The organism is Marivirga harenae, assembly GCF_030534335.1.
Lineage (GTDB): Bacteria > Bacteroidota > Bacteroidia > Cytophagales > Cyclobacteriaceae > Marivirga > Marivirga harenae.
In genome coordinates, this window is sequence record NZ_CP130565.1 from 918,431 (window position 1) to 942,711 (window position 24,281).

At 35.9% G+C, this 24,281-nt stretch carries 23 protein-coding genes; all 23 read right to left on the reverse strand.

From position 1 onward, the window contains the following. Positions 1-3: 3 nt before the first annotated feature. The 23 genes from Q3Y49_RS03885 to Q3Y49_RS03995 all read right to left on the reverse strand — a co-directional run bounded on the left by Q3Y49_RS03885 (position 4) and on the right by Q3Y49_RS03995 (position 24,172). Positions 4-438, reverse strand: coding sequence for an RrF2 family transcriptional regulator (locus tag Q3Y49_RS03885; RefSeq protein ID WP_303270932.1), 435 nt, complete (start codon positions 436-438; stop codon positions 4-6). Positions 439-571: 133 nt separating this feature from the next. Beyond that, the gene (gene nadB, locus Q3Y49_RS03890; RefSeq protein ID WP_303270933.1) at positions 572-2,068 is read right to left on the reverse strand and encodes an L-aspartate oxidase; all 1,497 of its coding nucleotides are present in this window, start codon (positions 2,066-2,068) and stop codon (positions 572-574) included. Continuing rightward, positions 2,065-3,000, reverse strand: coding sequence for a quinolinate synthase NadA (gene nadA, locus Q3Y49_RS03895; protein ID WP_013454841.1), 936 nt, complete (start codon positions 2,998-3,000; stop codon positions 2,065-2,067). The genes nadB and nadA overlap by 4 nt, the downstream gene beginning before the upstream one ends. A gap of 157 nt (positions 3,001-3,157) precedes the next feature. Beyond that, the gene (locus Q3Y49_RS03900; protein WP_013454840.1) at positions 3,158-4,168 is read right to left on the reverse strand and encodes a rod shape-determining protein; all 1,011 of its coding nucleotides are present in this window, start codon (positions 4,166-4,168) and stop codon (positions 3,158-3,160) included. A gap of 52 nt (positions 4,169-4,220) precedes the next feature. Continuing rightward, a complete protein-coding gene (locus Q3Y49_RS03905; protein WP_303270934.1) occupies positions 4,221-4,607 on the reverse strand; it encodes a GreA/GreB family elongation factor in 387 nt (128 codons plus the stop codon). Between the two features lie 885 nt (positions 4,608-5,492). After that, positions 5,493-6,815 carry a sigma-54-dependent transcriptional regulator gene (locus Q3Y49_RS03910; RefSeq protein ID WP_013454837.1) on the reverse strand — a complete coding sequence of 441 codons (1,323 nt, stop codon included), beginning with the start codon at positions 6,813-6,815 and terminating at the stop codon, positions 5,493-5,495. Beyond that, positions 6,812-7,924 (reverse strand): sensor histidine kinase, encoded by a 1,113-nt coding sequence (locus Q3Y49_RS03915; RefSeq protein WP_245545970.1) that lies wholly within the window; start codon positions 7,922-7,924, stop codon positions 6,812-6,814. Before Q3Y49_RS03915 ends, Q3Y49_RS03910 begins: the two co-directional genes overlap by 4 nt. Positions 7,925-7,983: 59 nt before the next feature. Further along, entirely contained in the window at positions 7,984-9,048 is a 1,065-nt protein-coding gene (locus Q3Y49_RS03920; RefSeq protein ID WP_303270935.1) for a DUF8744 domain-containing protein, read from the reverse strand. Continuing rightward, positions 9,049-9,816: an ABC transporter permease subunit gene (locus tag Q3Y49_RS03925; RefSeq protein WP_303270936.1), complete on the reverse strand. Its 768-nt coding sequence runs from the start codon at positions 9,814-9,816 to the stop codon at positions 9,049-9,051. Further along, entirely contained in the window at positions 9,809-10,528 is a 720-nt protein-coding gene (locus Q3Y49_RS03930; protein ID WP_303270937.1) for an ABC transporter ATP-binding protein, read from the reverse strand. Before Q3Y49_RS03930 ends, Q3Y49_RS03925 begins: the two co-directional genes overlap by 8 nt. Continuing rightward, positions 10,515-11,756, reverse strand: a complete 1,242-nt coding sequence (nosD, locus tag Q3Y49_RS03935; protein WP_303270938.1) for a nitrous oxide reductase family maturation protein NosD — start codon at positions 11,754-11,756, stop codon at positions 10,515-10,517. Before nosD ends, Q3Y49_RS03930 begins: the two co-directional genes overlap by 14 nt. Positions 11,757-11,779: 23 nt before the next feature. Next, the gene (locus Q3Y49_RS03940; protein WP_303270939.1) at positions 11,780-12,190 is read right to left on the reverse strand and encodes a nitrous oxide reductase accessory protein NosL; all 411 of its coding nucleotides are present in this window, start codon (positions 12,188-12,190) and stop codon (positions 11,780-11,782) included. Then, complete coding sequence (locus tag Q3Y49_RS03945) at positions 12,187-12,774, reverse strand: hypothetical protein (protein WP_303270940.1); 588 nt, start codon at positions 12,772-12,774, stop codon at positions 12,187-12,189. The genes Q3Y49_RS03940 and Q3Y49_RS03945 overlap by 4 nt, the downstream gene beginning before the upstream one ends. A gap of 60 nt (positions 12,775-12,834) precedes the next feature. Beyond that, positions 12,835-14,862: a Sec-dependent nitrous-oxide reductase gene (gene nosZ / locus Q3Y49_RS03950; RefSeq protein WP_303270941.1), complete on the reverse strand. Its 2,028-nt coding sequence runs from the start codon at positions 14,860-14,862 to the stop codon at positions 12,835-12,837. 41 nt (positions 14,863-14,903) lie between these two features. Next, the gene (locus Q3Y49_RS03955; protein ID WP_303270942.1) at positions 14,904-15,416 is read right to left on the reverse strand and encodes a c-type cytochrome; all 513 of its coding nucleotides are present in this window, start codon (positions 15,414-15,416) and stop codon (positions 14,904-14,906) included. 56 nt (positions 15,417-15,472) lie between these two features. Next, positions 15,473-16,687 (reverse strand): hypothetical protein, encoded by a 1,215-nt coding sequence (locus Q3Y49_RS03960; protein WP_303270943.1) that lies wholly within the window; start codon positions 16,685-16,687, stop codon positions 15,473-15,475. A gap of 21 nt (positions 16,688-16,708) precedes the next feature. After that, positions 16,709-17,443, reverse strand: coding sequence for an iron-sulfur cluster repair di-iron protein (gene ric / locus Q3Y49_RS03965; RefSeq protein ID WP_303270944.1), 735 nt, complete (start codon positions 17,441-17,443; stop codon positions 16,709-16,711). Positions 17,444-17,665: 222 nt separating this feature from the next. Continuing rightward, positions 17,666-19,930: a TonB-dependent receptor domain-containing protein gene (locus Q3Y49_RS03970; protein ID WP_303270945.1), complete on the reverse strand. Its 2,265-nt coding sequence runs from the start codon at positions 19,928-19,930 to the stop codon at positions 17,666-17,668. A 73-nt stretch (positions 19,931-20,003) separates the two neighbouring features. Further along, entirely contained in the window at positions 20,004-20,378 is a 375-nt protein-coding gene (locus Q3Y49_RS03975; RefSeq protein ID WP_303270946.1) for a hypothetical protein, read from the reverse strand. Between the two features lie 43 nt (positions 20,379-20,421). Next, a complete protein-coding gene (locus tag Q3Y49_RS03980; protein ID WP_303270947.1) occupies positions 20,422-21,024 on the reverse strand; it encodes an SCO family protein in 603 nt (200 codons plus the stop codon). A gap of 11 nt (positions 21,025-21,035) precedes the next feature. Then, positions 21,036-21,821 carry a formylglycine-generating enzyme family protein gene (locus Q3Y49_RS03985; RefSeq protein ID WP_303270948.1) on the reverse strand — a complete coding sequence of 262 codons (786 nt, stop codon included), beginning with the start codon at positions 21,819-21,821 and terminating at the stop codon, positions 21,036-21,038. 6 nt (positions 21,822-21,827) lie between these two features. Then, positions 21,828-23,315: a copper-containing nitrite reductase gene (gene nirK / locus Q3Y49_RS03990; protein WP_303270949.1), complete on the reverse strand. Its 1,488-nt coding sequence runs from the start codon at positions 23,313-23,315 to the stop codon at positions 21,828-21,830. A gap of 143 nt (positions 23,316-23,458) precedes the next feature. Further along, entirely contained in the window at positions 23,459-24,172 is a 714-nt protein-coding gene (locus Q3Y49_RS03995; RefSeq protein ID WP_303270950.1) for a Crp/Fnr family transcriptional regulator, read from the reverse strand. Between the last annotated feature and the right edge of the window lie 109 nt (positions 24,173-24,281).

Sequence of the window (24,281 nt, forward strand, 5' to 3'; positions counted from 1 at the left end):
TTTTTACCTCATCAAAAATGTTAGTTTTTCGTGTAGTCCTTCGGTTAATTCTTTCAATGTCGTAGTAGATAACATGAAATCAATTTCTGCTCGAACTTTAGCAAACTTATGGTGAACTGGGCATGGCTGACTAGCGGAACATTCGTTTAGACCTAACCCACAACCTCTATAAATCTTGTCACCATCTATTACTTGAACAATATCTTTCAAGAATATTTTATCTAATCTACTTTGCTCGATATAGAAGCCTCCTTTGGGACCAGTAATAGAGGATACGATCTTATTTCTAACTAGCGAGCCTAAAATTTTGGCTGTAAAGGCCACTGGCGAATCAATCTTTTCAGCAATATCATTGATCTTCACACGATCAGTTTTTTTAGATTGCGCTGCTATGAAAATTACTGCCCTGATGCCGTATTCACATGATTTTGAAAACATTTCCTTCTTGCATTTGAGGCAAAGGTAAAGCATATTTTCATTTTAGGACAATTTTATCGTAAATAAAATCCGCTAATTTTGTGACTTATGTCATAATATCTACCTATTGATGAGCGTAGATGCTTTTTAAACTTCAGTTATTTCGGATGGAATGGTCAACAATTGCAGATGCGATATTTCCAGCAACTACAGACATATTGATGATCTCATTGATTTGTATATTCTTACTTGGATATTCGTAATTCTGCGTAATGTCTTTTACAATATTTTCTATTTTTTCTTTAATTGTAAGTCTACTGTCTGGTTTACTTTCAGTATAAAGCTGTCTGATTAATTCATTAAGGCATATGAATTTGTCTTCGAGCCCTGTATTACTAAGCGTTGAGATTTGTGAACCGTGACTTAAAAGGCTTGTATTAGATTTGATGTTATCAGTATTCCTTGATATTTCATCAGCTACTCTTTGAGCGAATACTACGGCTTCGAGCAGAGAGTTAGATGCTAAGCGATTTGCTCCATGTAACCCTGTTTCTGCAACTTCCCCAACTGCATAGAGGTTTTTCAAATTGCTTTTTCCGGTTGTATCCACTTTTATACCTCCACAGTGATAGTGGGCTGCCGGAATCACTGGAATTAAATCATTAGCAGGATCCACTCCATTTTGCAGACAAGATGCATATATAAAAGGAAATTTATCTTTTAGTTTTCTTTCATCTAAATGCCGGCAATCTAAAAACACACAGCTTGTATTCTGCTTTTTCATTTCTGAAAATATAGCAGCGGTTACTGTATCCCGCGGACTCAATTCTGCCTTTACGCTGTATTTATACATAAAACGACAACCATCCTGATTCACCAAATAAGCGCCAAACCCTCGTAATGCTTCACTTATTAAAAACGACTTTTCGATATTGGCTTTGAAAAATAGGGTAGGGTGAAATTGAACAAATTGCATATTACTTAACTCCGCTCCTGCTCGTATAGACATTGCCAAGCCATCAGCAGTGGCCACTTCTGGATTGCTGGTATGCCCAAAAATCCTACCGATACCTCCACTTGCCAGAATGGTTCTTTGTGCTGTAATATTGAAAAATTTATTGTTTTCTAAATTCAGGAATAAAGCTCCCTCAATTTCATTGCCCTCATTTTTAAGGAGGTCTAAAGCCGTACAATTATTAATGAGCTGAATTGAAGAATTTTGTTGAATTTGCTTATTCAGTTTATCATAAATCTCTTTACCGGTGCTGTCCTTATGATGCAAAATCCGATGCTTGGAATGTCCGCCCTCAAGGCCTAATTCATAAGTACCTTCTTTTTCATAATCGAAATTCACACCCCATCTTTCTAAATCTTTGATGGCATCAGGGGCAGTTTTAACCACTAATTCTACAATTTCTCTATTGGATAGATAATGTCCCGCTTTCATGGTATCTTCAATATGTTGCTCGAAACTATCAATTTTAGTTTCAACAACTCCTGCTATTCCACCCTGTGCATATTTAGTATTGGATTCGTCCTTTTTTGCTTTGCTTACAATCAGAATTTGTAATTCTGGACGTAGTTCAGCTAAATAAAGTGCCGTTGCCATACCGGCAAGTCCACTGCCAATAATGAGAATATCCGTTTTCATTTTATTGAATAAGAAAATTCTAACATGGCTTCTATAGGCTTTCTAGCTTTTTCCAATACAGTACTTTCAATTAGAATTTCGGGGGTTTCATTTAGCAAACAGTCATATATTTTTTGAATGGTATTGATTTTCATAAAGGCACATTCACTGCATGCGCAAGTGTTGTCCTCATCAATCGGTGCAGGAATCAAAGTTTTCTCAGGTACTGCTTTCTGCATTTCATGAAGAATCCCCACCTCCGTGGCTATTATAAATTCCATTTTATCAGATGTATCAACATAATTCAAAAGTGAAGCGGTAGAACCAACAAAATGGGCAACCTTTAAAAAATGAGGTTCTGACTCTGGATGTGCAATGATTTCAGCATCCGGATAGGTATTTACTAAATCTAATAATTTATCAAAAGAAAAAGCTTCGTGTACCACACATGCTCCATCCCAAAGCACCATATCCCTACCGGTTTCTTTAATGAGATATTTACCGAGGTTTTTATCCGGAGCAAAAATTATAGGTATATTCTTTGGGATATTATTAATGACTTCAACAGCATTTGAAGAGGTGCATACATAGTCGCTTAAGGCTTTAACCTCAGCGCTACAATTGATATAAGTAACTACTGTATGATCTGGATATTCATTGCGTAATGTTTCTAAATCAGCAGCTGAGCAAGAATCTGCTAAGCTACAGCCAGCAGCCAAATCAGGAATAATCACTTTTTTATGAGGGCTCAGCAACTTGGCAGTTTCCCCCATAAAATGCACTCCAGCAAAAACAATAATATCAGCTTCTGTTTCAGATGCCTTTTTCGATAAAGCCAAACTATCACCCACAAAATCAGCTATTTCTTGAATTTCAGGATATTGATAGTAATGCGCCAATAAAACCGCATTTTTCTCTTTCTTGAGTTCTAATATTTTATTTGCTATATTCATCTCTTCCCTCTTCTTTCTTTATGTTAATGCAATGCATAAACAAAGTTAAAATTTTGAATCCCTAAATAATATGACACTCATCAGCAGTCAGATTGATTCATGTCATTGTTTTTGGGAATTTGCCTTACTATCTTTCTAAGGTCTATGAGGGGAATTACTATTTGAAAATTAGTGCTTTATGTTTATCCATTTGGGATAGGACTATTTCCATTCCTTTAGAAACTGATAATAATGATTGATCTGATAGATGAACCTTTAATTGAATTGAGGATTCCAAACGTTCTTTTAGTCCCTTTAATAAAGCCCCACCGCCTGTAAGATACACGCCATTCGTATAAATATCACCGGCTAACTCTGGAGGACATTGTTCTAAGGTCTTAATAACAGAGTCTTCAATTTTTGTTAAAGTATTGTTTAATATCATTGCGATCTCCTTATAATTCAAACTAATTTGCTTGGGTATTCCAGTAAGATTATCTTTTCCTACAACAGTACAATCTTCATTTAAAGGGATACTATTTTCAGTGGCAGCACCAATCTGTAATTTGATTTTTTCCGCTGATTTTTCACTAATTGATATAATATATTTCTTTTCTATATAATTCCTTATGTCAGAATTAAAAGTGTCACCACCTACTTTTAAAGCCATATATGTAACTACACCTGACAGTGAAATTAAACTGATTTCCGTTAGTCCTCCGCCAATATCTATTATCATCTTCCCATCAGGCTCTTTTATATTCAATCCCATCCCCAAGGCTGCAGCTACTGGCTCAAAAATTAGTTTAGTACTCCTTGAATTGAACTGATCTAAAGCAAGGCGTAAAGCTCTTCTTTCTACTTCCGTAGTACCATAGGGTACACTCGCAATTATATTATGAAAGCCTAAAATGGACCTACTAGGATAGAGTGTTTTCACAAAAGCATTCAGCATTTTCGTAGTAGCATTTAAATCAGCAATAACCCCATTTTTTAGAGGTCTTACTACTTTGGTGTCCCCATTAATTTTCCCTTCCATCTCAAGTGCAGCTTTACCTGCAAGTAAATAGCTATTCTTTTTACTATTAAGTGCTACAACTGTTGATTCTGAAAACAAAGTATTGATCATGCCCGTCAGAACTGTATTATTGTTACCAAGATCGATTGTAATATCTCTTTTATTAGCCATTAGGATGAATTTGTAATTAGAAGGGAAGTTGCTGCTTCCCTTTACGGACTTATTAGTTCACGACATTTAAAATTTTAATTGTACTTTTTCCTTTGGGCAAATCCCAATCAACTTCATCTCCTTTAGCATAACCAATCAAAGCCGACCCCATGGGCGATAAAAGAGAAATTTTATTTTCATTTATATTTTTTTCTGTTGGCTTCACCAAAATAATGTTGTTTCTTCTGCCATACGGAGTTTCCACATCCACTTTACTCCCGATTTTTATTACATCAACGGGCATCTCATTTTCTCTTTTTACGATAGCATTAGAGAGCTCATTAGTTAATTTAATTATCCATGCTTCATTTTGTGTTTCATCTGAAGCTAAAAATTTCTTCACTAGATTTTGAATAAATTGAAATTCCTTCTCCTCCAGAATTATTTGATTGTATTTCATAATGGTATAATTGTTTGATTTAGACTTTTTATTTATTTGAACAAATGAAGCACTAGCTTCCATTTGCTACAGAAGAATAATGCTTAAGATATTGCTACTCGATAAGCTAGAATTAAACTTTTTACTTATATTTTTTGATAAGAATTAAAAGTACTGCTGAGTTATTGACTTTTAGGCATATGCAGGAAGACTCTATTGTTCATTTTATTTATCATAAGGCTAAGATTTTACTGATAATGTTCACAATGAAAAATCACTGCATCTTTTCGATACCAAGTGCAATTATCAATTAACTCACAGTTTTGGCAAAGCCCGCTGACTTTATCGGCATCTCTATCTGTATGTGTATCATTTTCAATCAATGTAGAAGATAAGGCTGTAGATTTGCTGCTTGTTGAAAACTCCGAACAATCCCATATTAAGCCACTATTTTCCTTTCTTAGGCTACAATTAGTTCGATTAACACAATTAAAACAAATATTCATCAGCTACGGCTTTTCGACTTAATACCAATTTGTATGCCATTAAAGTGACACTATGCTTAACCCCTTTATAATGAAGGAACTACACATTTTTATCGCATCTATAAAAGAAAATGGGGTGGGTCAAAATTACCCGCTGGGGTATAATTACTCAATTTTAATCAGAACAAAATAGGGTTTAGGGGCAATCTTATATCACAAAAAGTCAACACAAACAATGGTGTCTTTGATCTCACATACCTGACCTTGAATTGCACAAGTAGTATTCAATAATTATCGTCTTTAATAACAACAAAAATTACAGCTGATTTACTTTTAAGCATAGATATACAGCTGGAATTTATGATTTAAGGAGTTCTGAATTTAAAGCAAGAATCGAACTCAGGTTCTTAGTTAAAAGGTCTTAGCTTATTTTCATTCGTAAAGTTTTTCTGTCGATACCTAAAATTTCCGCTGCTTTTGACTTATTATTATCAACTGATTGCAAAACCTTTAGAATATAATTTTTTTCCATCTCTTTCAGGGTCTTGTATTCTTCTTCCTTTACATTAGGGACAGGAATTTTAATATACTCAGGTAGCTGGGCAACATCTATAATTTCATCAGCCATTATTAAAGAGCGTTGTATAATATTTTCCAATTCTCTTATATTGCCGGGCCAACTGTGTCGTATTAATAATTCAATGGCTTTAGGAGTAATGTTAATATTATCTTTTTGGTATTCCTTCGAATATTTTTCGATAAAGTGATGAGTTAGTTGAGGAATATCTTCCTTTCTTTCTCTAAGAGATGGTGTGTGGACAGATATTACATTTAATCGGTAGTATAAGTCTTCACGAAATGTATTCGTTTTAGTCATAGCATGAAGATCACTGTTAGTGGCAGCAATTATTCTCACATCGATTTTTTGGGTTCTAGTGGCTCCAATCATCGTAATTTCTTTCTCTTGAATTACACGAAGTAACAAGGCTTGTACTGCATAGGAAGCATTCCCTATTTCATCAAGAAATATAGTTCCTCCGTCTGCAGCCTGAAAAAATCCAGCTCTGGTTTCATTCGCTCCAGTAAACGATCCTTTTACAAATCCAAAAAGCTCACTTTCCAAAAGGTTTTCAGGTATTGCCCCGCAATTAACTGTTACAAAAGGGGATTGCGAATATTTACTATTATAATGTATAGCTCTAGCCACTAATTCTTTTCCTGTGCCGCTTTCTCCTGTTATTAGTACGGTGGCTCTATTATTTTTAATTCTGTGTACCAGAGAAAGAACTTTTTCTAGAGCTAGAGAATTACCAATAAGCCCTGATTTCTCGATGTTTTTCAATGGGCTAACTGCAGATTGCGAAATACAAGCCTCTTCTTTTTCATTAAATGCTTTTTCTACTGCTGATTTTAATTCTTCAATAGTAAATGGTTTAATGAGATATTCCATAGCGCCTGATTTCACCGCTTCCACAGCACCTGAAACAGAGGGAAATCCAGTAATAACCAATACAGGTATATCAGGAAAGTGTTCAGAAGTGTATTTTATCAGCTCCATGCCATCTATTCCAGGCATCCTTAAATCGGTCAATAATAAATCTATTTCAGAATTTTTCAGAATTTCTATTGCATCAGTTACATCAACAGCCTTAAATGTCTGATAGCCTAGTTTGGAAAGTTGTCTGTAAAGCACTTCCAAGACTTCGTAAGAATCGTCAACAATTAGTACGGTTTTATTTCTCATTGCTTTTGTTGTAATGGGAGTGAAACAATAAAAGTTGTACCGCCCTCTTCCTCAGAAGAAAAATTGATAGTGCCATTATGTTTTTTAATAATACCATGGACTACACTCAATCCCAAGCCAGAACCTTCACCTTCTGGCTTGGTAGTAAAAAACGGTTCAAAAATTCTGTCATTTATTTGTGAAGACATTCCTTTTCCATTGTCAATAAAGTACATTTTTAATTGATTATCTTCTTTTCTCAATTTAACGATAATATAACCACCTGGTGGCGTTGCTTGAATAGCGTTGATAACCAAATTAAATATTACTTGTGTGATTTGAATAGGGTCAAGTTTCACAACAATATCTTCGGAACTAAGCTGTAGGTTTAGCGATACTTCAGCATTTTGAAAACTTGGTTTAAGCAATTTTAAGGAATCCTCCATTAATGAATTGATAGAGATTGCTCTAATCTGTTGTGGCATTTCACATGCAAAAAACATCAGATTTTTAACTATCTCTCTGGCATGAAGTGTTGAATTGATGATTTTTTCAATATCATCTTGTATGTTCTTATCACTTTTTTGAATTAGTTGGGCAAATCCCAAAATGCTCGTTAATGGCGTATTTAACTCATGTGCAATTCCAGCAGAAATCTGTCCCAATATTGCCAAACGATCATTATGCCTAAATTTTCGTTCCATCAACTCCTCATTTTGTCTATGTTCAAAGTTTTCAATAAAAGTCCCTATTTCTTTTGCAAGCTTGACCAGAAGCTGATGTTCTTCTTGAAGAAAATCTGTCTTACTAAATTTTTGATCGGGGTAATGAATAATTAAATTTCCTTTTTCTTCTCCATTAACTTCGATGTTTACACACTGAAATATTGTACTTCCTTGAAGAGTTCCAGAAATAAAGTGACCCTTGCGCAATGAAATCTCTGCAATCGCACTTTCAGAATGCCTCCAGGCTTTGGGAATCGCCTGAACAATTGCATTCATGGTTTTATCAAAAGAATTATGATGAAGAGTAATTATATTGGATATTTCATACAAGCAGGTTAATTCCTTTATCCGTTCGTTTAAGGTTTCTATTACGTTTTCAGCTTCCATTAGTAGTAGTTTCTTCAAACTTACTAATTTTCGGTTTCACTAACTCATTTTAATAGAATTGGTATTGAACAGAGAAATTAGTTAAAAGCTTTAAAATCCCGACTCTTATTCCAAAAATAACTTAAAGCCATACTCAAAAACATTAATAGGATTATCCAGCCGTTGGCTACTCCTAAAAATTGCCGGAGTTCTATATTTCCAACAAATGATGCCCAAACTCTTCCAATTAAAGTTAGCTGGAAGAATAGCCAGGGGATATAAAGTCCTGGATGATAAATCAATCTTTTCACTTTTACCACAGCCGGAAAGATGATAGGAGCATGTGCCCAAATCATGGAAAAGGCAAAACCCAAAAAGAAGCTATGCACCCACACATCATAATATAAGCTGTGCTTCTCAAGAAAAATCATAATGAGGGCGTGGACTAATAACCACATAAAACCAACAATCAAACCTAGTCCGATGTATCGATATTCTCCTTTTTTCTTCACAGATATTCTTGCCATATCAAATCGCAACAGCCAAAGAGCAATTAAGGAAATCAAAATTCCGGTAATGCGACTTCCACCGAAATGGAAAGGGATGAAAAAACTAGCAAATACACCTGCAATCAATACATATAAAAGAATAACATATATCTTTTTGACAGGTAAAAATCGGCTCAGCTCTAATCTTTCTCCTACAATAGTGAATAGTAAAAAAGCAATCCACCAAGGCACTACCATAGGGATAAAATCTGATTTCAGTAATAAAGCATTACCCACAGCCCAGCAAAAAGCTCCCAATGTGATCACATAATGCGAGGCTTCTTTGACTTTCATACTTTGGATGTACATCAGAAAAGTTAAGCCTGCAGAGGAGAGCACTAAACTGATAATGGCAATTTGAGTGAAGACAAACAGGTTTAAAGGCAAAGCTAAAATTGCCAGAATAGGAATTAAAAACCAGCTTTTGTTTTTCATCACAACAGCTCTTTCCATGCTGATTAAAGCCCCCATAAAACTTCCTGTCATAATGATTCCATGATGAAAAGCAGCTTCTGTAATGTTAAATTGTGCCCAACCCAAGCGCAACCAACCGCCAATGATACCCATTATCAATGAAAGCATCACAAAGGGCAATATCCAGATGTGCTTTGGCATTTATAAATCCTTTTTGTTGTAGGCTTTTAGTGATAATCCAAGTGGAAGAACAGTCCATACCAGCATGACTAGCAAAATAATGCTGATGCCCCAATTCTCGGTAAATACTTTTTGAAAAATAGCACCACTATAGCCCATTAAAGCCGCTGCCTCTGTTTGCATCAGAACCAGGATTCGCATCAAATCAACAGGGTTTATAAAGCTGATATATAAGACTAACTTTTCAATTGGGTAGTCACTGAAATTGTACATTAAAAGCAGAATGATTCCGTCAAACAGCAGCACAAAATACACCCAAATGAGAAGTGAGAAACCCATCCCTTTTGATTTATCTTTGGTCCAAACGGCCACACCTAAAGCTAATGCAACAAATATAAAGTTAAGAAATGTAGTGCCTAGGATCATAAATATGGAAGCCGTTCCAGCATTCATAATCAGTAAAGGAATACCTGCCCCGAGTAGGTAAACGCAAGTAAAAACTACAGCAAGACTTAAATACAATGCCATAAACAGCGTTTTTCTCTTGATTGGCTGTGCATGCATCAGCATCATAAACTCATACATATTGTAAAAATATATGGTAGCGAAAATCAGGCATATCATGGGCGTCACTAATAGGCTAACATTCAGTATGCCTGTTAGTGCTTTATCTCCCTGCCCTTGCAAACTGAAAAGACCAAAACAAACTGCCCACAAAAATATTAAGTAGAGCAGCATGACCTTATTTTTCAGTAAGTCAGCTGTTATAAATTTGGCTATTTTAAACATAGTGATTTTCGGTATTTAAAATGCTGGCAATAATTTTATTTAATCGGCTTTCAGATGTCTCTTCTTTTAGAGCAGTCATTTGCTTATCAAAATATAAACTTCCATCCATCAGGTAGACCACCCGGTCTGCTATATCATCCAGATCATTCAAAATATGAGAGGTAATCAATACCAATTTATTTTCCTTTTCAATAGCCTCTTTCAACTTTTTCTTTAATATTTCATTTGATACAGGATCTAAACCGGCAGTAGGCTCATCCAAAATTAAAATCTCGGGTTTGAAAAGAAACGCCAAGGCAGCACTTACCTTTTGTCTCATCCCGCCAGATAATATTCCCAATTTCTTTTTGCGCATATTATCGATATTGAATGCTTCATATAAAGAAAGATCATAATCTGTCACATCTTGTCGAATGCTTTTCATCATTTTGAAAAGCTGCTGCACTGACATATGCTCAGGGAATCTATTGATTTGGGGCATGTATCCGATTTTTGATCGATAATCACTTTGATTTCGGATATTTTCATTTTGCACATGAATCTCTCCTTTTTCAATCGTGACCAATGCTAAAATGCTTTTTATCAGCGTGGTCTTGCCTGACCCATTTGGCCCAATTAAAGCCACACACTCTCCAGCATTAAATTGGAGATTAATCTCATTTAATACCTTATGTTTTGCAAAATGCTTATTTAAATCTTTAATCTTGATCATAGTGATTGGGTTTAATCTTCGGTTTTTGATCAATAAGTTGTTCGGGAATAAATTGAGGAAAAAGGCGTTCTGCTGCATCCAAACTATTCACCAAAAAACTGTGTAATAACATACTGGCCGCTGGAATTTTGTCCGTGACTATTGCAAAAAGATTTACTGGACGATGCGGTACATCCCCAATCCCGTCCTTATTTAAATCATAGCCGGAATATTGGCTCCAGTAATTTCCTTCAAAGTGATTGAGATTTGATTTAGAGTTGGTCAGCACTTCAAAAGTATTGCCCACAAAATCGTTTTTTATAATCTGATTATCCAGACTATTACCTTTAATGTCCATGGCTTTGCCATTATTGTGAAAGAGATTGCTTTTAATTGAGAGCCTATTGGCTCCTTCGGCATAAATTCCAACAGTATTGCGCGAGAAGTTATTATTTTCTATGCTTCCATCTGAAATCTCTTTAAGCAATAATCCATAACTGGCACCGCCCCAATTATCAAGAAATTGGTTATCTCTCATTTCAATGTGCTTGCTGAACATTACTGCTACACCGGATCCGTTATCTTGAAATCGGTTATTCTCGTACTGGTCATAATTGGAAAACATAAAGTGCAATCCATAACGCATATTGTTTTTGCTTAAGTTATTGGCAATGTAGCTTTCATCCACAAATTCGAAATAGATCCCATCTCTATGAAAGGATACTTCATTATTAGTCACTTGAATGCGTTTTCCTTGCCAAATATGGATTGCGTTTCCTGCAGTGGATTCGTCTTGGGCTCCTCCGATTACTTTATTTCCATCAACAATGCAGTTGTTCGATTTTTGTAGATAAATCCCGAAGAAGGTATTGATGAGCGTGTTATTTAAAATTTTAACATCCCGAACTCTATTCAACCTTATAGCAGCTCGGTCTTTAATATAACTTACTCCAATGTTCTTCAATGTTAGGTTTTGAATGATCACACCATCACTTTGAACTATAAATATTTCATCGCCTTCTTGACTATCCACTATGGCTCCCACTTCTCCGATGATAGTCAAAGGCTTTTCAATAGAGATTAAATTTTCATAATACACTCCTGGTTTTATGATAATAGTATCATACGCTATCGCTTGTAGAATTGACTCTTTTATTGAATTATTTGAATTGGCAATAATAGGCTTTGCTGAAAGACTAGCTGAAAATAAAATAGCAAAGAAAAAGGCACTCAAGAAGTAGCGGATCATTAACTGTTAAAATTTAAATGGTTTCAATAGAAATTATCTTTTAATTGAGTCCAATTCAAACTTTCAAATTCTTTGGGTTGATTAGCAAATGACGCCAAATTTTTACCCATTGGACTTTTAAAGTTTTCATTTTGCACGAAATGAAGTTCCTCCACATTTTTAAGTTTATTCGGTTCATCATAAGCTACTGCCATGATATAGCTAAACTTTGTTTCAGGATTTTCTTTCAGGTAAGGAAGCATACATTCAACAGCATCGAATTTATACACTCTGCCTTTATCAGTCACCAATTCAGCACCATACTTGGGATCAGAAATTGTCATTTTACAATAGATACAATGATCATTTCCAAAATTTATAGGTTCAGGTTCAACAGAGCATGCTAAAAAAACTGAAATAAAACAGATCGAAAATAAGAGCCTCGGAAATCTCATTTACTTTTTCTTTTGATCCAAAATGCAGCAAAGGCAAATAAAGTAGATAGTCCTAAGAACCCACTTCCCAAATGAGGATAGGAGGTCACATAAAAATTCAGCAGATCCTTTTCACCTAAAAGTGGCGGCATATAAGTCATACCTGGAACTTTAATAGGAGCTTTGGGATCAAGATTGTGCCCATAATCGTATAACCATAAATAAAAATCATAAATCCCAAGCGCTCCTAAAATTGCTATAATAATAAACCAAGATAAGTAAGCCCAAGCTTTATTGATCGCTAATGATATCAGTCCCAGTGCCATCATCGCATAAGCCACCATTGGAAAATACTTTAATTCAGCTATGGAATCAGGCTCAATGTACTGCATTCCTATGTAGTGATTCAGAATATTGATGTTTTGAATGATATTCTTCTCACTGCCTGAAATTTTATTTATCCAGATATGCATTTTAAGTCCACCGGGAAATTGTGCGGCATCTAAGGTTATTTGCCATAAAGGAAATAGAAACACCCCCCCTAGTGACAGGACAGCTAATAGCATCAGCAATTGCGGAAATCTGCTTTTTTGCTTGAGTGACATGATGGTTTATATTAAATATGTAAGAAAAAACTGCCGGAATTTCCGGCAGTTCATTAGAATCTATTTACCAATATTGGCATTTTGCTTAGCATTCTCATAGAAATCATGAGCCGCTTGTTCATTTTCTCGTAATTTCTCATTTAATCCCCATTTTAAAGGGACATCAGAACCTTTTGGTGAGACTCTTGCATAGCCAGACATTTCTTGGTGTAAGGCAGAACAGAAATCAGTACAATAGAAAGCAAATACTCCCACTTTTTTCGGCTCCCATACTAATGTTCTGGTTTGACCAGGCATCACTAAGAGTTCAGCATTCGTAGCACCTTGAATTGCAAAACCGTGTGGCACATCCCAATCTTGCTCAAGGTTGGTGAGGTGGAAATACACTTTATCACCCACTTTGAAACCTTCGATATTATCCGGTGCAAGGTGGCTTCTAATTGCTGTCATGTAAACATGTACTTCATTGCCATCTCGCACCACTTTAGTCTTGCTTTCGCCTAGAGTTGCATGTGGGTGCTTATTGTTCTCAATATCATAAAATTTAACCGAATTTGGCTGGATTTTATCCGCTGCAATCGCCTGAGCATAATGTGGCTCTCCCTTAGTTGGGAAATCCAAGATCAACTTCATTTTATCACCGCTTATGTCAAATAATTGAGCGGAGTGGGCTAATTCTGGACCTGTCGGTAAATAACGATCTTTCGTGATTTTATTCATTGCCACTAGATATTTACCATCTGGTTTTCTAGTTTCGCCTCCCGGAATTACTAAGTGACCAGGAGAATAGAATGTTGACTGACGATCTAAAATTTCTTTAGATTCTACATCCCATTTCACCACTTCAGAAGATATAAAGAAAGTAGTATAAGCATTACCTTTGCCGTCAAATTCAGTATGCAATGGCCCTAAACCTGGCTTTTTAACAATCCCATCTAATGCAGCCTCATAGCTGATAATCGGAATTCCATCAAATTCACCATCGAATTTCTTTTCTTCAATTGCTTTCATGATTTTGTCAAAAGAATAAACAGACATGTCTGCAGAAAGCTTTCCATTACCCACAATGTATTCTCCTGTAGGGTCTACATCACATCCATGTGGTGATTTTGGAACTGGAATGAAATACACCATATCAGGACAATTCTTTGGATCCAAAATTTTGGTTAAAGTTTTCTCCTCTGATTCCGCGATAGTAGTTTCCTCATTCATTAGATTATGGAAGTAAGAAGTCTCTCTTTCTGTAAACTTTCCTTCTTTCATATACTGTTCCGCCTTTTTCCAGTTGATTACGGCCATCAAATCTTTATCTTTTTGGGAAGCATTAACCTCCAAAAGACTATGCTCTTGTTCCGAATTATAAGTAGTTAAAAAGCTCCAGCCATGAGATTTTCCTTTTCCGTTTCTAGCCAAGTCATAATTAAAACCAGGCATTTCAATTTGGAAAGCCAATTCCATATGACCATGCTCAGGGTCAACTGAGACATAATTAATTAAGCCTTTGAAATTTTGTTTGTAAGTATCGATTGGCACATCTTTCTGAGGAATTGGGACAGAAAAGCGAGTTCCTGAAACTAAATACTCAGAATTCTCTGTGATAAATGGTGCACAGTGTAAACCTGCAACATCAGGGATTTCTAAAATCTCTACTGTTTCAAAAGTTTTCAAATCGACACGAGCTATTCTTGGCGTATTATTACCATTTACAAATAACCATCTTCCATCAAACTCACCATTAGTTTGAGAAAGTTCGATGTGGTGGGAGTCATCCCATGGCACTTCTCCATAAGAAGTATTGAACATCGCTTTTGTTTCTTCGCTGTATCCATATCCATTCTCAGGATACTTTGAAAAAACCGGAATTTCCTTCAATAATCTTCCAGAAGGCAATCCGTAAGCTGTTATTTGTCCACTGTATCCTCCGGACATAAAAGCATAAAATTCATCATACTCACCAGGAGCAACATAGGCTTGCTCCGCTGCGCTACCTCCCAGTACTTGGGAGGTTTCTGATCCTTGATTGCCGCAGGAAGCCATTAAGAAAATCAGGCTCAATCCTGCTGCATAATTTAAAAAATGTGTTTTCATATTACATTTTAGTTTAGCGTAAAAAATTAGTTATTGATTAATTAAGATTTAATTGCTTCGTCTTTTTTACCAGCTTTTGTCATATCATTATTTCTAAAAAATTCTAATATTTTTCGTGCATCATCTGGTTTGATGTTTTGGTTTGGCATTCTGGTCATACATTCTTCCAATAGCTTTTGAGCTGTTGGGTCTTCAGCCAACATTACATCCACATTGGTAATCATATTCATGATCCACTCAGGTTTTCTACGATTAGTTACGCCTTGGAAACCTGGCCCAACTACTCTTTGATCTGTTAATTTGTGACAGGCAGAACATTTCATGTCGTAGATTGCTTCGCCTCTTTTTGTCCATTCTTCGTTTAACGGATCGGAAACTTCTACTTCAGTAAATTCTCCTACTCCTTTGCCCATTTTTATGGTTTCAGGTACTTTCTTTTCTTGTTTTTCTGTTGTTTGCTTTTCAGCGGTGCTAGAAGATTGTTCCTTACTCCCGCAAGCATAAATAAAAAGCATTCCTACTAATACTGTTGATAAAATTTTTATTGTTTTCATAGCATTTTTGTTTTCTTTAATATAGTTACTATTGTTTTTAATACAAAATGTTTAAATTAAGTTTTGAGTTTATTTATATATCTAAAGGGTAATAAAAACAGAAGGATTGCAATGGGGAGTAAAATACTTGCATAAAATAACCCTTCATGGAAAAATGGAAGTTTGCCTAATTCTTGCCAATAATAAAAGCCCTGCAGAAACATGATTAGCTCAGTTGAAATAAACGCAATTAACAAAATATTAGCAGCAGATTTATGAAGTGGATATATCTTGATATTTTCGTTTGAAAGATATTCAAGCCACAAATAGGCAGTAAAAAAGCCTAACATGTTCAAATGAATAAAGCCAATTATAAACAAGCGGAGCAGAACAGCCATCTCAGCCATTTCAGGAAATACTAATGCAAATTGAAAAACTGTTCGTGTTAAAAACACTGCAATCAATAGCTTCAATAAGAGTTTTTGTACTTCACTCAATGAATTCTTGAGTTTTAGCCAACTGCTTTTAAATGATTCTAATAAACTAAGTACAGCCAATAACTGAAGTATAACGGCAATTGCATTAACATAATAACTGAATTCCCAACGATAGCCCCAATAAAGCACCAAAGCATAGCTTAATATATTGCCAAGCAGAAAGAGCCAATAAAACCTCTTGAAAGTTTTATTGCCGATTTGGAGATGTTTTCCGAAACGATTGAAAAATAAAGCCAACAAGGCAAATAGCAACCAACCATTGAACTGAAAGTGTAAATAAAACTGAATAGCGATCTGATAAATGACATTAGCACCATTTTTAGATGCCATAATGTAGGCTACCACAAAAACTCCTACAGTAGATATAAACAGGAATAAAATGGCTGTTTTAAGTAAGAGTGCGCTCTTATAATCTACTCTGTTGTGATCTTTCCAAACTTGAATGGCAAAAATATAGCTGAAAACTATATGCAAAGTGGAAAAGATTATAGAAAATAAACCATAGCCCTGTATTGGAAATGATATTGCCATTCCTACAACTGTCACTTGAGTTAACCAAAAAAGCCAGGTGTAAATTGATTTATCAGCTTTTTCTTTGGGTAGCAACTTGGCATGAATCATAATAAAAATCCCTAGGTAAAGCCAGCCGAGCAGTGCTACATGTGAATGTCCGTGCAACATATTTCTGTACTCTAACCACTCAATCTCCCAAACAAAAGCTCCTCTGAGGAGCAAGCCCATCAGAGAAGCGATCAGAAAATTAATCAAACTAACTATTAACCAAGTTTTCTTCATTTTAAGCCACTGGCTGTTTTATCAATTTAAGACATTAAAGCTTTCTTCCACTCTCACTGCTTTAGGAAAGAGTATATTATTTTCTAAATGGATATGTCTATGCAAATCATTTTCAAATTCTTCAAGCAGTGCAAATGTTACTCTATAGGTGTTGCAAGCATGCTCCGGTGGAGTATAATTATTGCTTAAGCTTGCTATTTCTTCAAATCGATCTCCTTCAGCTTCGTGCTCCGCCATCATCATTTTAATTGGGTTTTTAACCGTTCCAAAATGAGGAGCTTCAACATTACTGCCGTCATTCAAGTGTTTCTCCAATTTCCTAACATGAGGGAATAGGATGAATTCTTCTTTTTTCATGTGTGCAGTCAATTCGCCAGCTGACTCAAAGAATAATTGTTTTATCTGGTGGAGTTCCGGATTTGAATCCCCGTGCACTTTGCAAATTTTGGTCAGGTATGGCTTAAGCTCTTCTATTGCTCGTTCTACATATCTATGGTGTGTTTTTTCTATGTAGTCAGCCAAAAGATCCATCGGCCATGATTTGAAGTCAATATCTCCTTTCTCAGGTTTGTCCATTACAGCTTCTGCTAAGGCTACTTCGACCTCTCGCTCAGGAATGTTTTTTGCCTCACATGCTTCCTGAATTGATCTACCGCCTTTACAGCAAAAATCAATACCAAATGATTTAAAAACTGAGGCTGACCGGTAATCTTCTGCCACCCATTCTCCTATGGTTTTTTCTTTGTAAACGTTCATAATAAATATATTTAAATATAAAATTTTGTTTTTCCTTTCCAAATTCTAAGTGAATTATATTGACTCAAATATAAAAAGATATTTTGGTCTTTATATCCTTTTTTACGAAATAATTTTGAAAAAGATGATGTTTGTTAGTGTTTTTTGAGATTAATTGGCAGACCGATTCTAAATACTATGAAACGGACTGCCAACTTCTAATTAGATATGATTATTGAAGGATTAGAATCTATAAATTAACATAGAATAAAAATTTCTACCTGGTGCAAAAATCTTTTCTCCAGTAGTTAAAATAGGCCGATTTAAATGTTCATAGTATGCCTGATCTAATAAATTGTTAGCTCCAGCTTTCAGGTGCCACTTTTCAGTAATTTTAAATGAAGATTCAAGACCGATCAGATAAAAAGAAGGCGCCTTGACTTCTCCAAACTCAGCAGATACTCTGTTTTGTCTATCTACAAATCTGAAATTTAGACTACTACGCCATCTATCGTCCAGCAGATTAGCACTAATGGCGTACCTTAAATCTAGAGGAGCAATCTCCGCCAAGGGTTCTTCCCAGCTCAAATTCTCTGCATACGTATATGCTAACTGTACCGAGTGACTTAAGCTTTCTGAAATCATATGATTGAAATTGAATTCAAAGCCAGTCTTAAATACTTCTCCAATGTTTACAAATTGCCGAACGCCTGGGCTGTTCATTAACTTAGGTTGAAGTTCTGTTTTAACTCCTCCTATGTAATCGGTTAAGTAGGATGCAAAAAAGTTCACTTCTGATTGCCAAACTTTTTCATCAAAACTAATAACCCAGTCAATTTGATTATTTTTTTCTGCGCTAAGTCCTGGATTCCCAAGTAATTCATAGGGATCGACCCCCACCGCAAAATAATTGATGTAGCGCTCTGTCAAGCCCGCACTTCTCTGTGCCCTTGCTAACCAAAAGGCGGTGGATAAATTATCATTTATCTCTGTCTTGAACCCTAAGCTTATGGCTGGGTTAATTTCATTCGCAGTTGTGGATTCATACATATTTTCAAAGGTTTCTTCTGAATCCAAACTTTGTGCTCGGTTATATTCAATTCTTCCAGACGCATGGAAAGAATGATTATCCACTTGTAAGGAGTAAGAAGAAAAAAGAGAAGATTTATCAATTTTCCCTTTTTGCCATGGATTATCGTATAGTTTCATTCCCGCATTTGGTCCCATTAAGAGTTCGCGTACCCTTTCTCCTTCAGCTGATTCAGATTTATAATCTAATCCAAGGAAAAACTGAGCGTTATTACTTAATTTCTGTAATTCAGATCGGTAACCGTAGTTCTCGGTTTCTGCAGGAGTGGAAGCATTCATCAACCGTGGATCCAAAGGCTTCATAAGGTTATCCATCAAGTGATCTACTTTAGTATAGTAGCCCTTATTGACCCATTTGGTAAAAAATTGTCCTTCCAGTTCGCCTTCATACGCTGCATTTAACATCCAAGTATCGTCTGTTCTCAAATCCATTCCGAGTGTTGGAAAATCTACATCGCGAGCAAAATTTCTATTCACTGTTAATGAAAAAAGATCTGACCCTGTAGGTTTATAATGGAGATAAGCGCCTAAACTCCCTCTTTGGAAATCACTGGCTACAGAATTACCATTCCCATCTTTATAGTCGTTCCCTGTCGAATAAGAAAAAAGTAAGCCAGTATTTAGCTGAGCAGAAGTTAAACCCACTTTCGCTTCATTTCTGATTACATTTCCGTTCGTTTCATATAAAGCAGATGCTCTTCCGCTTAAAGCTAATTCAGGTGTAAAGAGTGGTGACTCAGATACAAAATTAATGGTACCAAATGCATTTCCATAACGCAATGCATGCGGGCCTTTTAAGATTTCCACTTTCTTGATTTGATTCAACATAATTTGACTGCTTCCAGGATCCATTCTATTGGGGCAAGCAGCACTTGCTGACTGAAGGCCATCAATCACAACATTGAGCTGATCGTATTTAAACCCTCTCATGACAGGGTCAAAGCCAAACGCAGGGCTTTTACGAATAGCGTTGATCCCAGGATTCAGTGTTAATACTGCCCCAGCATCATGATGGATTTTTTCGGTATCATTCAACCTTAACTGCTGATCTTTTTCAGCCAGATTAGGTCTCAAACTAATAACACTTACGGGTTGAAGGATCTCAATATGCTTGTTTTTCAATAAAGGCTCTTCTGAAATTAAAGCTTCTGATAATTCCTTGGATTTAAGTTGCCACTTACCATAATTGATATGACTCAATATCAATCCTTCCCCTTCAGTAAAATACAGTTCAATTTGTCCATTTTCATTTGAAGCTCCGGATTGCTTAGCATATTGGAAATATAAGCCAACGATAGGTTCTTTGGATTCGGCATCCAAAAACGTCAATTTTTCTTTTTTTTGCGCATAGGCAGACATGCCTATTAACATAGCCAAAAGCAATGTAATTGCCTTTGACATAGAAATAGTAATATTCATAAAATTATAATTTTGAATAGATGAAAATTTGATTAAACAGCAAAAAAGATCGCTGCTTTAGTCTCAATATGGTCTATTCAAAAATGGGAGGGTGAAAGATCTGGCTCTCAAAAATCCTGATTACAAATAAGTGGTTAACAGGTGTTTTTGAAATATAGCCAACGATATGATTTGCTTTGATGCCAACATATTTGTTTTTTATTAGGTAAAGCTGCTCAATAATTTCAACTAAAAAAGATGCTTGTTCTTTTTCTTTATCTGGAGCCTCATTCAACTTTTGAGATAAAAGACATTGTCCTTGACAGGTATTGATTGTTTTATCTCTTTCTACACACAGATTTTCAATAATATAATCACGATTAAACCCGAATTGAATAAGAATAGCCACCTTTACCAAGGGCAATGATAAAATAAGTATGGTGAATGATATGGCTACTCGTTTTTTCATTTTGATGCAAAAGTAATTAAATCAAAAAGTACATTCTGTGCTATTAGTTACTTAATTCTATTATTTTTTGAATAGTCTCTTTATTGTTTACACCCAAGCCTTCTTGCTGGTGCTGCATAACTCCTTCTGCATCAAAAACAGAAATAATATTAGAGTGCGAAAAATCAATAGGGGATATTTGTTTGTATTTTACGGCCACCACATTGGCAAATTCCCTAACCGTTTCCTCCGTTCCCCTTAGGAATAGCCACTGATCGCCTTCCAACTGATAGTCTTTCCCAAATTGAGTTAATCGTTCGGGAGTATCATTTTCAGGGTCAATACTAACTAAAACATATTTCACATTTTCCTTCCCTTTTTCAGCCACTTGCTCTTCAATATTGCGCATATCAGCCGCTAATCTCGGACATGCTGTTTGGCATGATGTATACACCATAATCACAGCTAAAACGCTGCCTTGCAAATCTTTGAACTCTATTTGTTCATTGTGCTGGGTCGTCCATTCGGAAGTGATATTGAAAATTGATAAATCATTAAATTCTGCTTTGGATGTAATTCCATTGCTTTCTTCCTTGATGCTGGTTTCTTCCGCATTATTACATGCAAATAACAAAGTGGCCGCGAAAATTAGAATTAATGTCTTCATGATTTTTGTTTTTATAAATTGGTATTTTTGGATTCATTCGCATCTTGTACACAGCGAAAGCCCATATTCGTCATTGTATTTCTGGCTTTTAAACTTGACCTGATTGCATAGCGCATAAAAGCGGCATAATTCATTAAATCATTGGCACTTACTGCTCCACCTGCACAAAACAAATTGGTATCTGTATTATTATTGGATCTTGATTCTCCTGTAATGATGATGCTGTTGAAATCATAAACCCATTCCCAAACCAAGCCATGTAAATCATAAACACCATAATAATTCGGACTGCTTTTTCCTACTTCTTTCAAGTAGGTTTTAGGTTTTTCATAACCTGACACTATCTTTTGATTGAATAAACTGTCTTCTCTAGCATCAACTGAATTCTCACTAGCCTTTGCGGCAAATTCCCATTCATCGGTTGTAGGAAGTCGTTTATCCTGACATTCACAATAAGCTTTGGCTGCATACCAAGAGACATTGTTGACAGGGCTGTTTTTTAAATGCTCAGGTACTTCACCAGCGGCAGTCCATTTGATCAGATAGCTGGCATCTGCAAATAAGGCTTTCACATTTTCCTTAGACCATTGAGGATATTGCATGATAAATTTAGCAAACTCTTGATGGGTAACAGGTTTAGTATCCATATAGAATGACTCAATTTCAACCTGCACTTCTTCTTGGCTTCCATAAAGGGGGATGTAGACTCCCCCTTCAATTTTGCGCATCTCAAGATCTTGCCCATTTACATTTAAATGGAATAAGAACAAGATTGCTATGGTGAAATATCTAAGCATGATATTTTATTTATTATTTTTAACTTGTTCCGGTGTAATAGTTGTCCCATTATTACCCCAATTACTGTAAACATAATTGAGCACAGCCGCTACATCTTCATCGCTCAATCTTTGAGCAGGCATTGCACTGTTATAGGTTTCACCGTTTACTGTAATCTCACCTGTTAAACCATTTACCACTGCGTCAATTGCTTTAACAGGATGCCCATTCAGATAGTCAGAATTTGCAAGTGGAGGGAAAGTTTTAGGAATTCCCTGGCCTTCAGCCTGGTGACATGCTAAACAGTTTTGCGAATAAATCTTTTTCCCTGCAGTGATACTTGTCTGGAGATCAAAGTCAGCTGGTGCTGGAGCTGGCTCTTCAACTACAGCTTCAACTTCTTTTTCCTGAGGAGGAGTACTCTCTGCAATTTCCGACTGTGGGTTATAAGGTACAGCCTCAGAACCTTCGTCATATACCACATGGTTTTCATCTCCAGATACACTTAGTATGCCTAAAGCGCCTTTATTAAAAGCTCTGAAAATTGAGTGATCAACCAAAACCAAATTATCAGGAGATTCCACAGTAAATTCCAAAATTGCTGATCCACCAGCTGGAACTAAAGTAGTTTGTACATTTTCGTTAATGCTCTTACCGCCTTCTAAATAAACTTTATCAAAAATTTCACCAATTACATGAAAAGAAGAAGCAAGATTTGGACCGCCATTTCCAAAGAAAATTCTTACGGTTTCTCCTACTTGAGCAGTAAGCGCATTTTCTCCTGTTAAAGCGCCTACTTTCCCATTAAAGACAACATAATCTGGGTTTTCATCTACCGCTTTTTGTAAATCAAAGTCCTGTAAACCTTTTTCACCGTGTTTGCCTTTAGTATAGAAATCTCCTTGCATCACATAATATTCCTTATCTACTGGCGGTAAACCTCCTAGTGGCTCTACCAAGATTAATCCGTACATTCCGTTGGCAATGTGCATCCCCACAGGAGCTGTTGCACAGTGGTAAACATATAACCCAGGATTTAGGGTTTTAAAAGAGAAAGTCTTTTGTTGCCCTGGCGCTACGAATGAAGCTTCAGCTCCACCTCCTTGACCGGTTACAGCATGCAAGTCAATATTATGTGGTAATTTATTGTCAGGGTGATTTTTAAGCGTGAATTCTACTATATCGCCCACTCTTGTTCTAATAAATGAACCGGGAACGCTTCCACCAAAAGTCCAATAAACGTATTCAACACCATTGTCCATTTCGGCTACCTCCTCCAAAATTTCCATATCAACAAAAAGTCTTTTAGCCATTCTTTTACCAATGGGTTTTGGCACGTTTGGAGGAGAAGTCAATTCGGCTTTCATTGCACCAAGAACTTTAATGTCTTCATTTTTATTTCTGTTCGATTTCACAATTTCCTCTTGTTGCTGACAAGCCGAAAAAAGAAAAGGAAATAGCAGGGCAAAAAACAAATAAGTGATTCGATTCTGAGTCTTTCTATGCGTTTTCATAATCTATGCTTTTAATTATATTCGGATATTTTTATTCTTTTTTGTTTGGTACAAATATCACTAGAGAACTTTAGAATAGAAATGTTCCAGATCAGGCATTGAGAAGTTTATTCACAGAGATAAGTCTGCGAAAACGCAGGAAATTAAATAAACTGTTCGTACTCGGAGAGTAAATTATACATCTCTGGGAGGCTTTCAATGCAAATACAACGTCCATCCAAGGATAATAAGCCATCATTTTTCATATGGCTAATGGTTCGGCTAACTTGTTCGGCATTGGTTCCGGCAATCTGTGCAAGTTCTTGTCTACTGAGCGTAATCATAATTTGCCCTTTATTATTCTTCTGTCCCACTATTTCTCCTGCATAAACAATAGCGTAAGCTACCTTTTCATCTGTGGTCATTTGGGCAAAGAACTTGTTTCGCATTTCACTTTTACGAAGTTCTTTTGAGTAGAACATCATGATCTCAATAGTGAAATGCGTATTATTCAAAAAAGCATCATATAGCAACTCATTATTAAGAAAACAAACACGGGCATCGTTGAGTGCCACCGCACCTATTGGATAATTTTCCTTTGCCACTCCTTTATGTCCCATCATATGCCCATTCTTTGCTAATCGAACAATATTTTGTCTGCCTGAAAAACTACTACTCACAATTTTAACATCCCCTGACTGAATAAAATAGGCGCCAAATACTGGAGAGCCCTCAGAGAAAATATATTGCCCTTTTGGGTAAACCACTTGATTTTTGAATTCACTGATTTTAGCCAACCACTCCGGATTTGTCTTTTTTACAAAACATGAAGTGGTAGTACATTCTTCGCAGCTTATTTTATTGGTTTTTTGGGGCATAAGAATATGATAGTCAATAATAGATTCTCAGTAACATTTTAAAAGTAATCTCTTTGAATTGAATAATCAATAACAAACTCACATTAAGCTAAATCTTTTCAAATTTACA

Bases quoted from the DNA above. Each gene is read 5' to 3' on its own strand.
- Q3Y49_RS03885 (WP_303270932.1), bottom strand. From the start codon at position 438: ATGTTTTCAAAATCATGTGAATACGGCATCAGGGCAGTAATTTTCATA.
- nadB (WP_303270933.1), bottom strand. From the start codon at position 2,068: ATGAAAACGGATATTCTCATTATTGGCAGTGGACTTGCCGGTATGGCA.
- nadA (WP_013454841.1), bottom strand. From the start codon at position 3,000: ATGAATATAGCAAATAAAATATTAGAACTCAAGAAAGAGAAAAATGCG.
- Q3Y49_RS03900 (WP_013454840.1), bottom strand. From the start codon at position 4,168: ATGGCTAATAAAAGAGATATTACAATCGATCTTGGTAACAATAATACA.
- Q3Y49_RS03905 (WP_303270934.1), bottom strand. From the start codon at position 4,607: ATGAAATACAATCAAATAATTCTGGAGGAGAAGGAATTTCAATTTATT.
- Q3Y49_RS03910 (WP_013454837.1), bottom strand. From the start codon at position 6,815: ATGAGAAATAAAACCGTACTAATTGTTGACGATTCTTACGAAGTCTTG.
- Q3Y49_RS03920 (WP_303270935.1), bottom strand. From the start codon at position 9,048: ATGCCAAAGCACATCTGGATATTGCCCTTTGTGATGCTTTCATTGATA.
- Q3Y49_RS03925 (WP_303270936.1), bottom strand. From the start codon at position 9,816: ATGTTTAAAATAGCCAAATTTATAACAGCTGACTTACTGAAAAATAAG.
- Q3Y49_RS03930 (WP_303270937.1), bottom strand. From the start codon at position 10,528: ATGATCAAGATTAAAGATTTAAATAAGCATTTTGCAAAACATAAGGTA.
- nosD (WP_303270938.1), bottom strand. From the start codon at position 11,756: ATGATCCGCTACTTCTTGAGTGCCTTTTTCTTTGCTATTTTATTTTCA.
- Q3Y49_RS03940 (WP_303270939.1), bottom strand. From the start codon at position 12,190: ATGAGATTTCCGAGGCTCTTATTTTCGATCTGTTTTATTTCAGTTTTT.
- Q3Y49_RS03945 (WP_303270940.1), bottom strand. From the start codon at position 12,774: ATGTCACTCAAGCAAAAAAGCAGATTTCCGCAATTGCTGATGCTATTA.
- nosZ (WP_303270941.1), bottom strand. From the start codon at position 14,862: ATGAAAACACATTTTTTAAATTATGCAGCAGGATTGAGCCTGATTTTC.
- Q3Y49_RS03955 (WP_303270942.1), bottom strand. From the start codon at position 15,416: ATGAAAACAATAAAAATTTTATCAACAGTATTAGTAGGAATGCTTTTT.
- Q3Y49_RS03960 (WP_303270943.1), bottom strand. From the start codon at position 16,687: ATGAAGAAAACTTGGTTAATAGTTAGTTTGATTAATTTTCTGATCGCT.
- ric (WP_303270944.1), bottom strand. From the start codon at position 17,443: ATGAACGTTTACAAAGAAAAAACCATAGGAGAATGGGTGGCAGAAGAT.
- Q3Y49_RS03970 (WP_303270945.1), bottom strand. From the start codon at position 19,930: ATGAATATTACTATTTCTATGTCAAAGGCAATTACATTGCTTTTGGCT.
- Q3Y49_RS03975 (WP_303270946.1), bottom strand. From the start codon at position 20,378: ATGAAAAAACGAGTAGCCATATCATTCACCATACTTATTTTATCATTG.
- Q3Y49_RS03980 (WP_303270947.1), bottom strand. From the start codon at position 21,024: ATGAAGACATTAATTCTAATTTTCGCGGCCACTTTGTTATTTGCATGT.
- Q3Y49_RS03985 (WP_303270948.1), bottom strand. From the start codon at position 21,821: ATGCTTAGATATTTCACCATAGCAATCTTGTTCTTATTCCATTTAAAT.
- nirK (WP_303270949.1), bottom strand. From the start codon at position 23,315: ATGAAAACGCATAGAAAGACTCAGAATCGAATCACTTATTTGTTTTTT.
- Q3Y49_RS03995 (WP_303270950.1), bottom strand. From the start codon at position 24,172: ATGCCCCAAAAAACCAATAAAATAAGCTGCGAAGAATGTACTACCACT.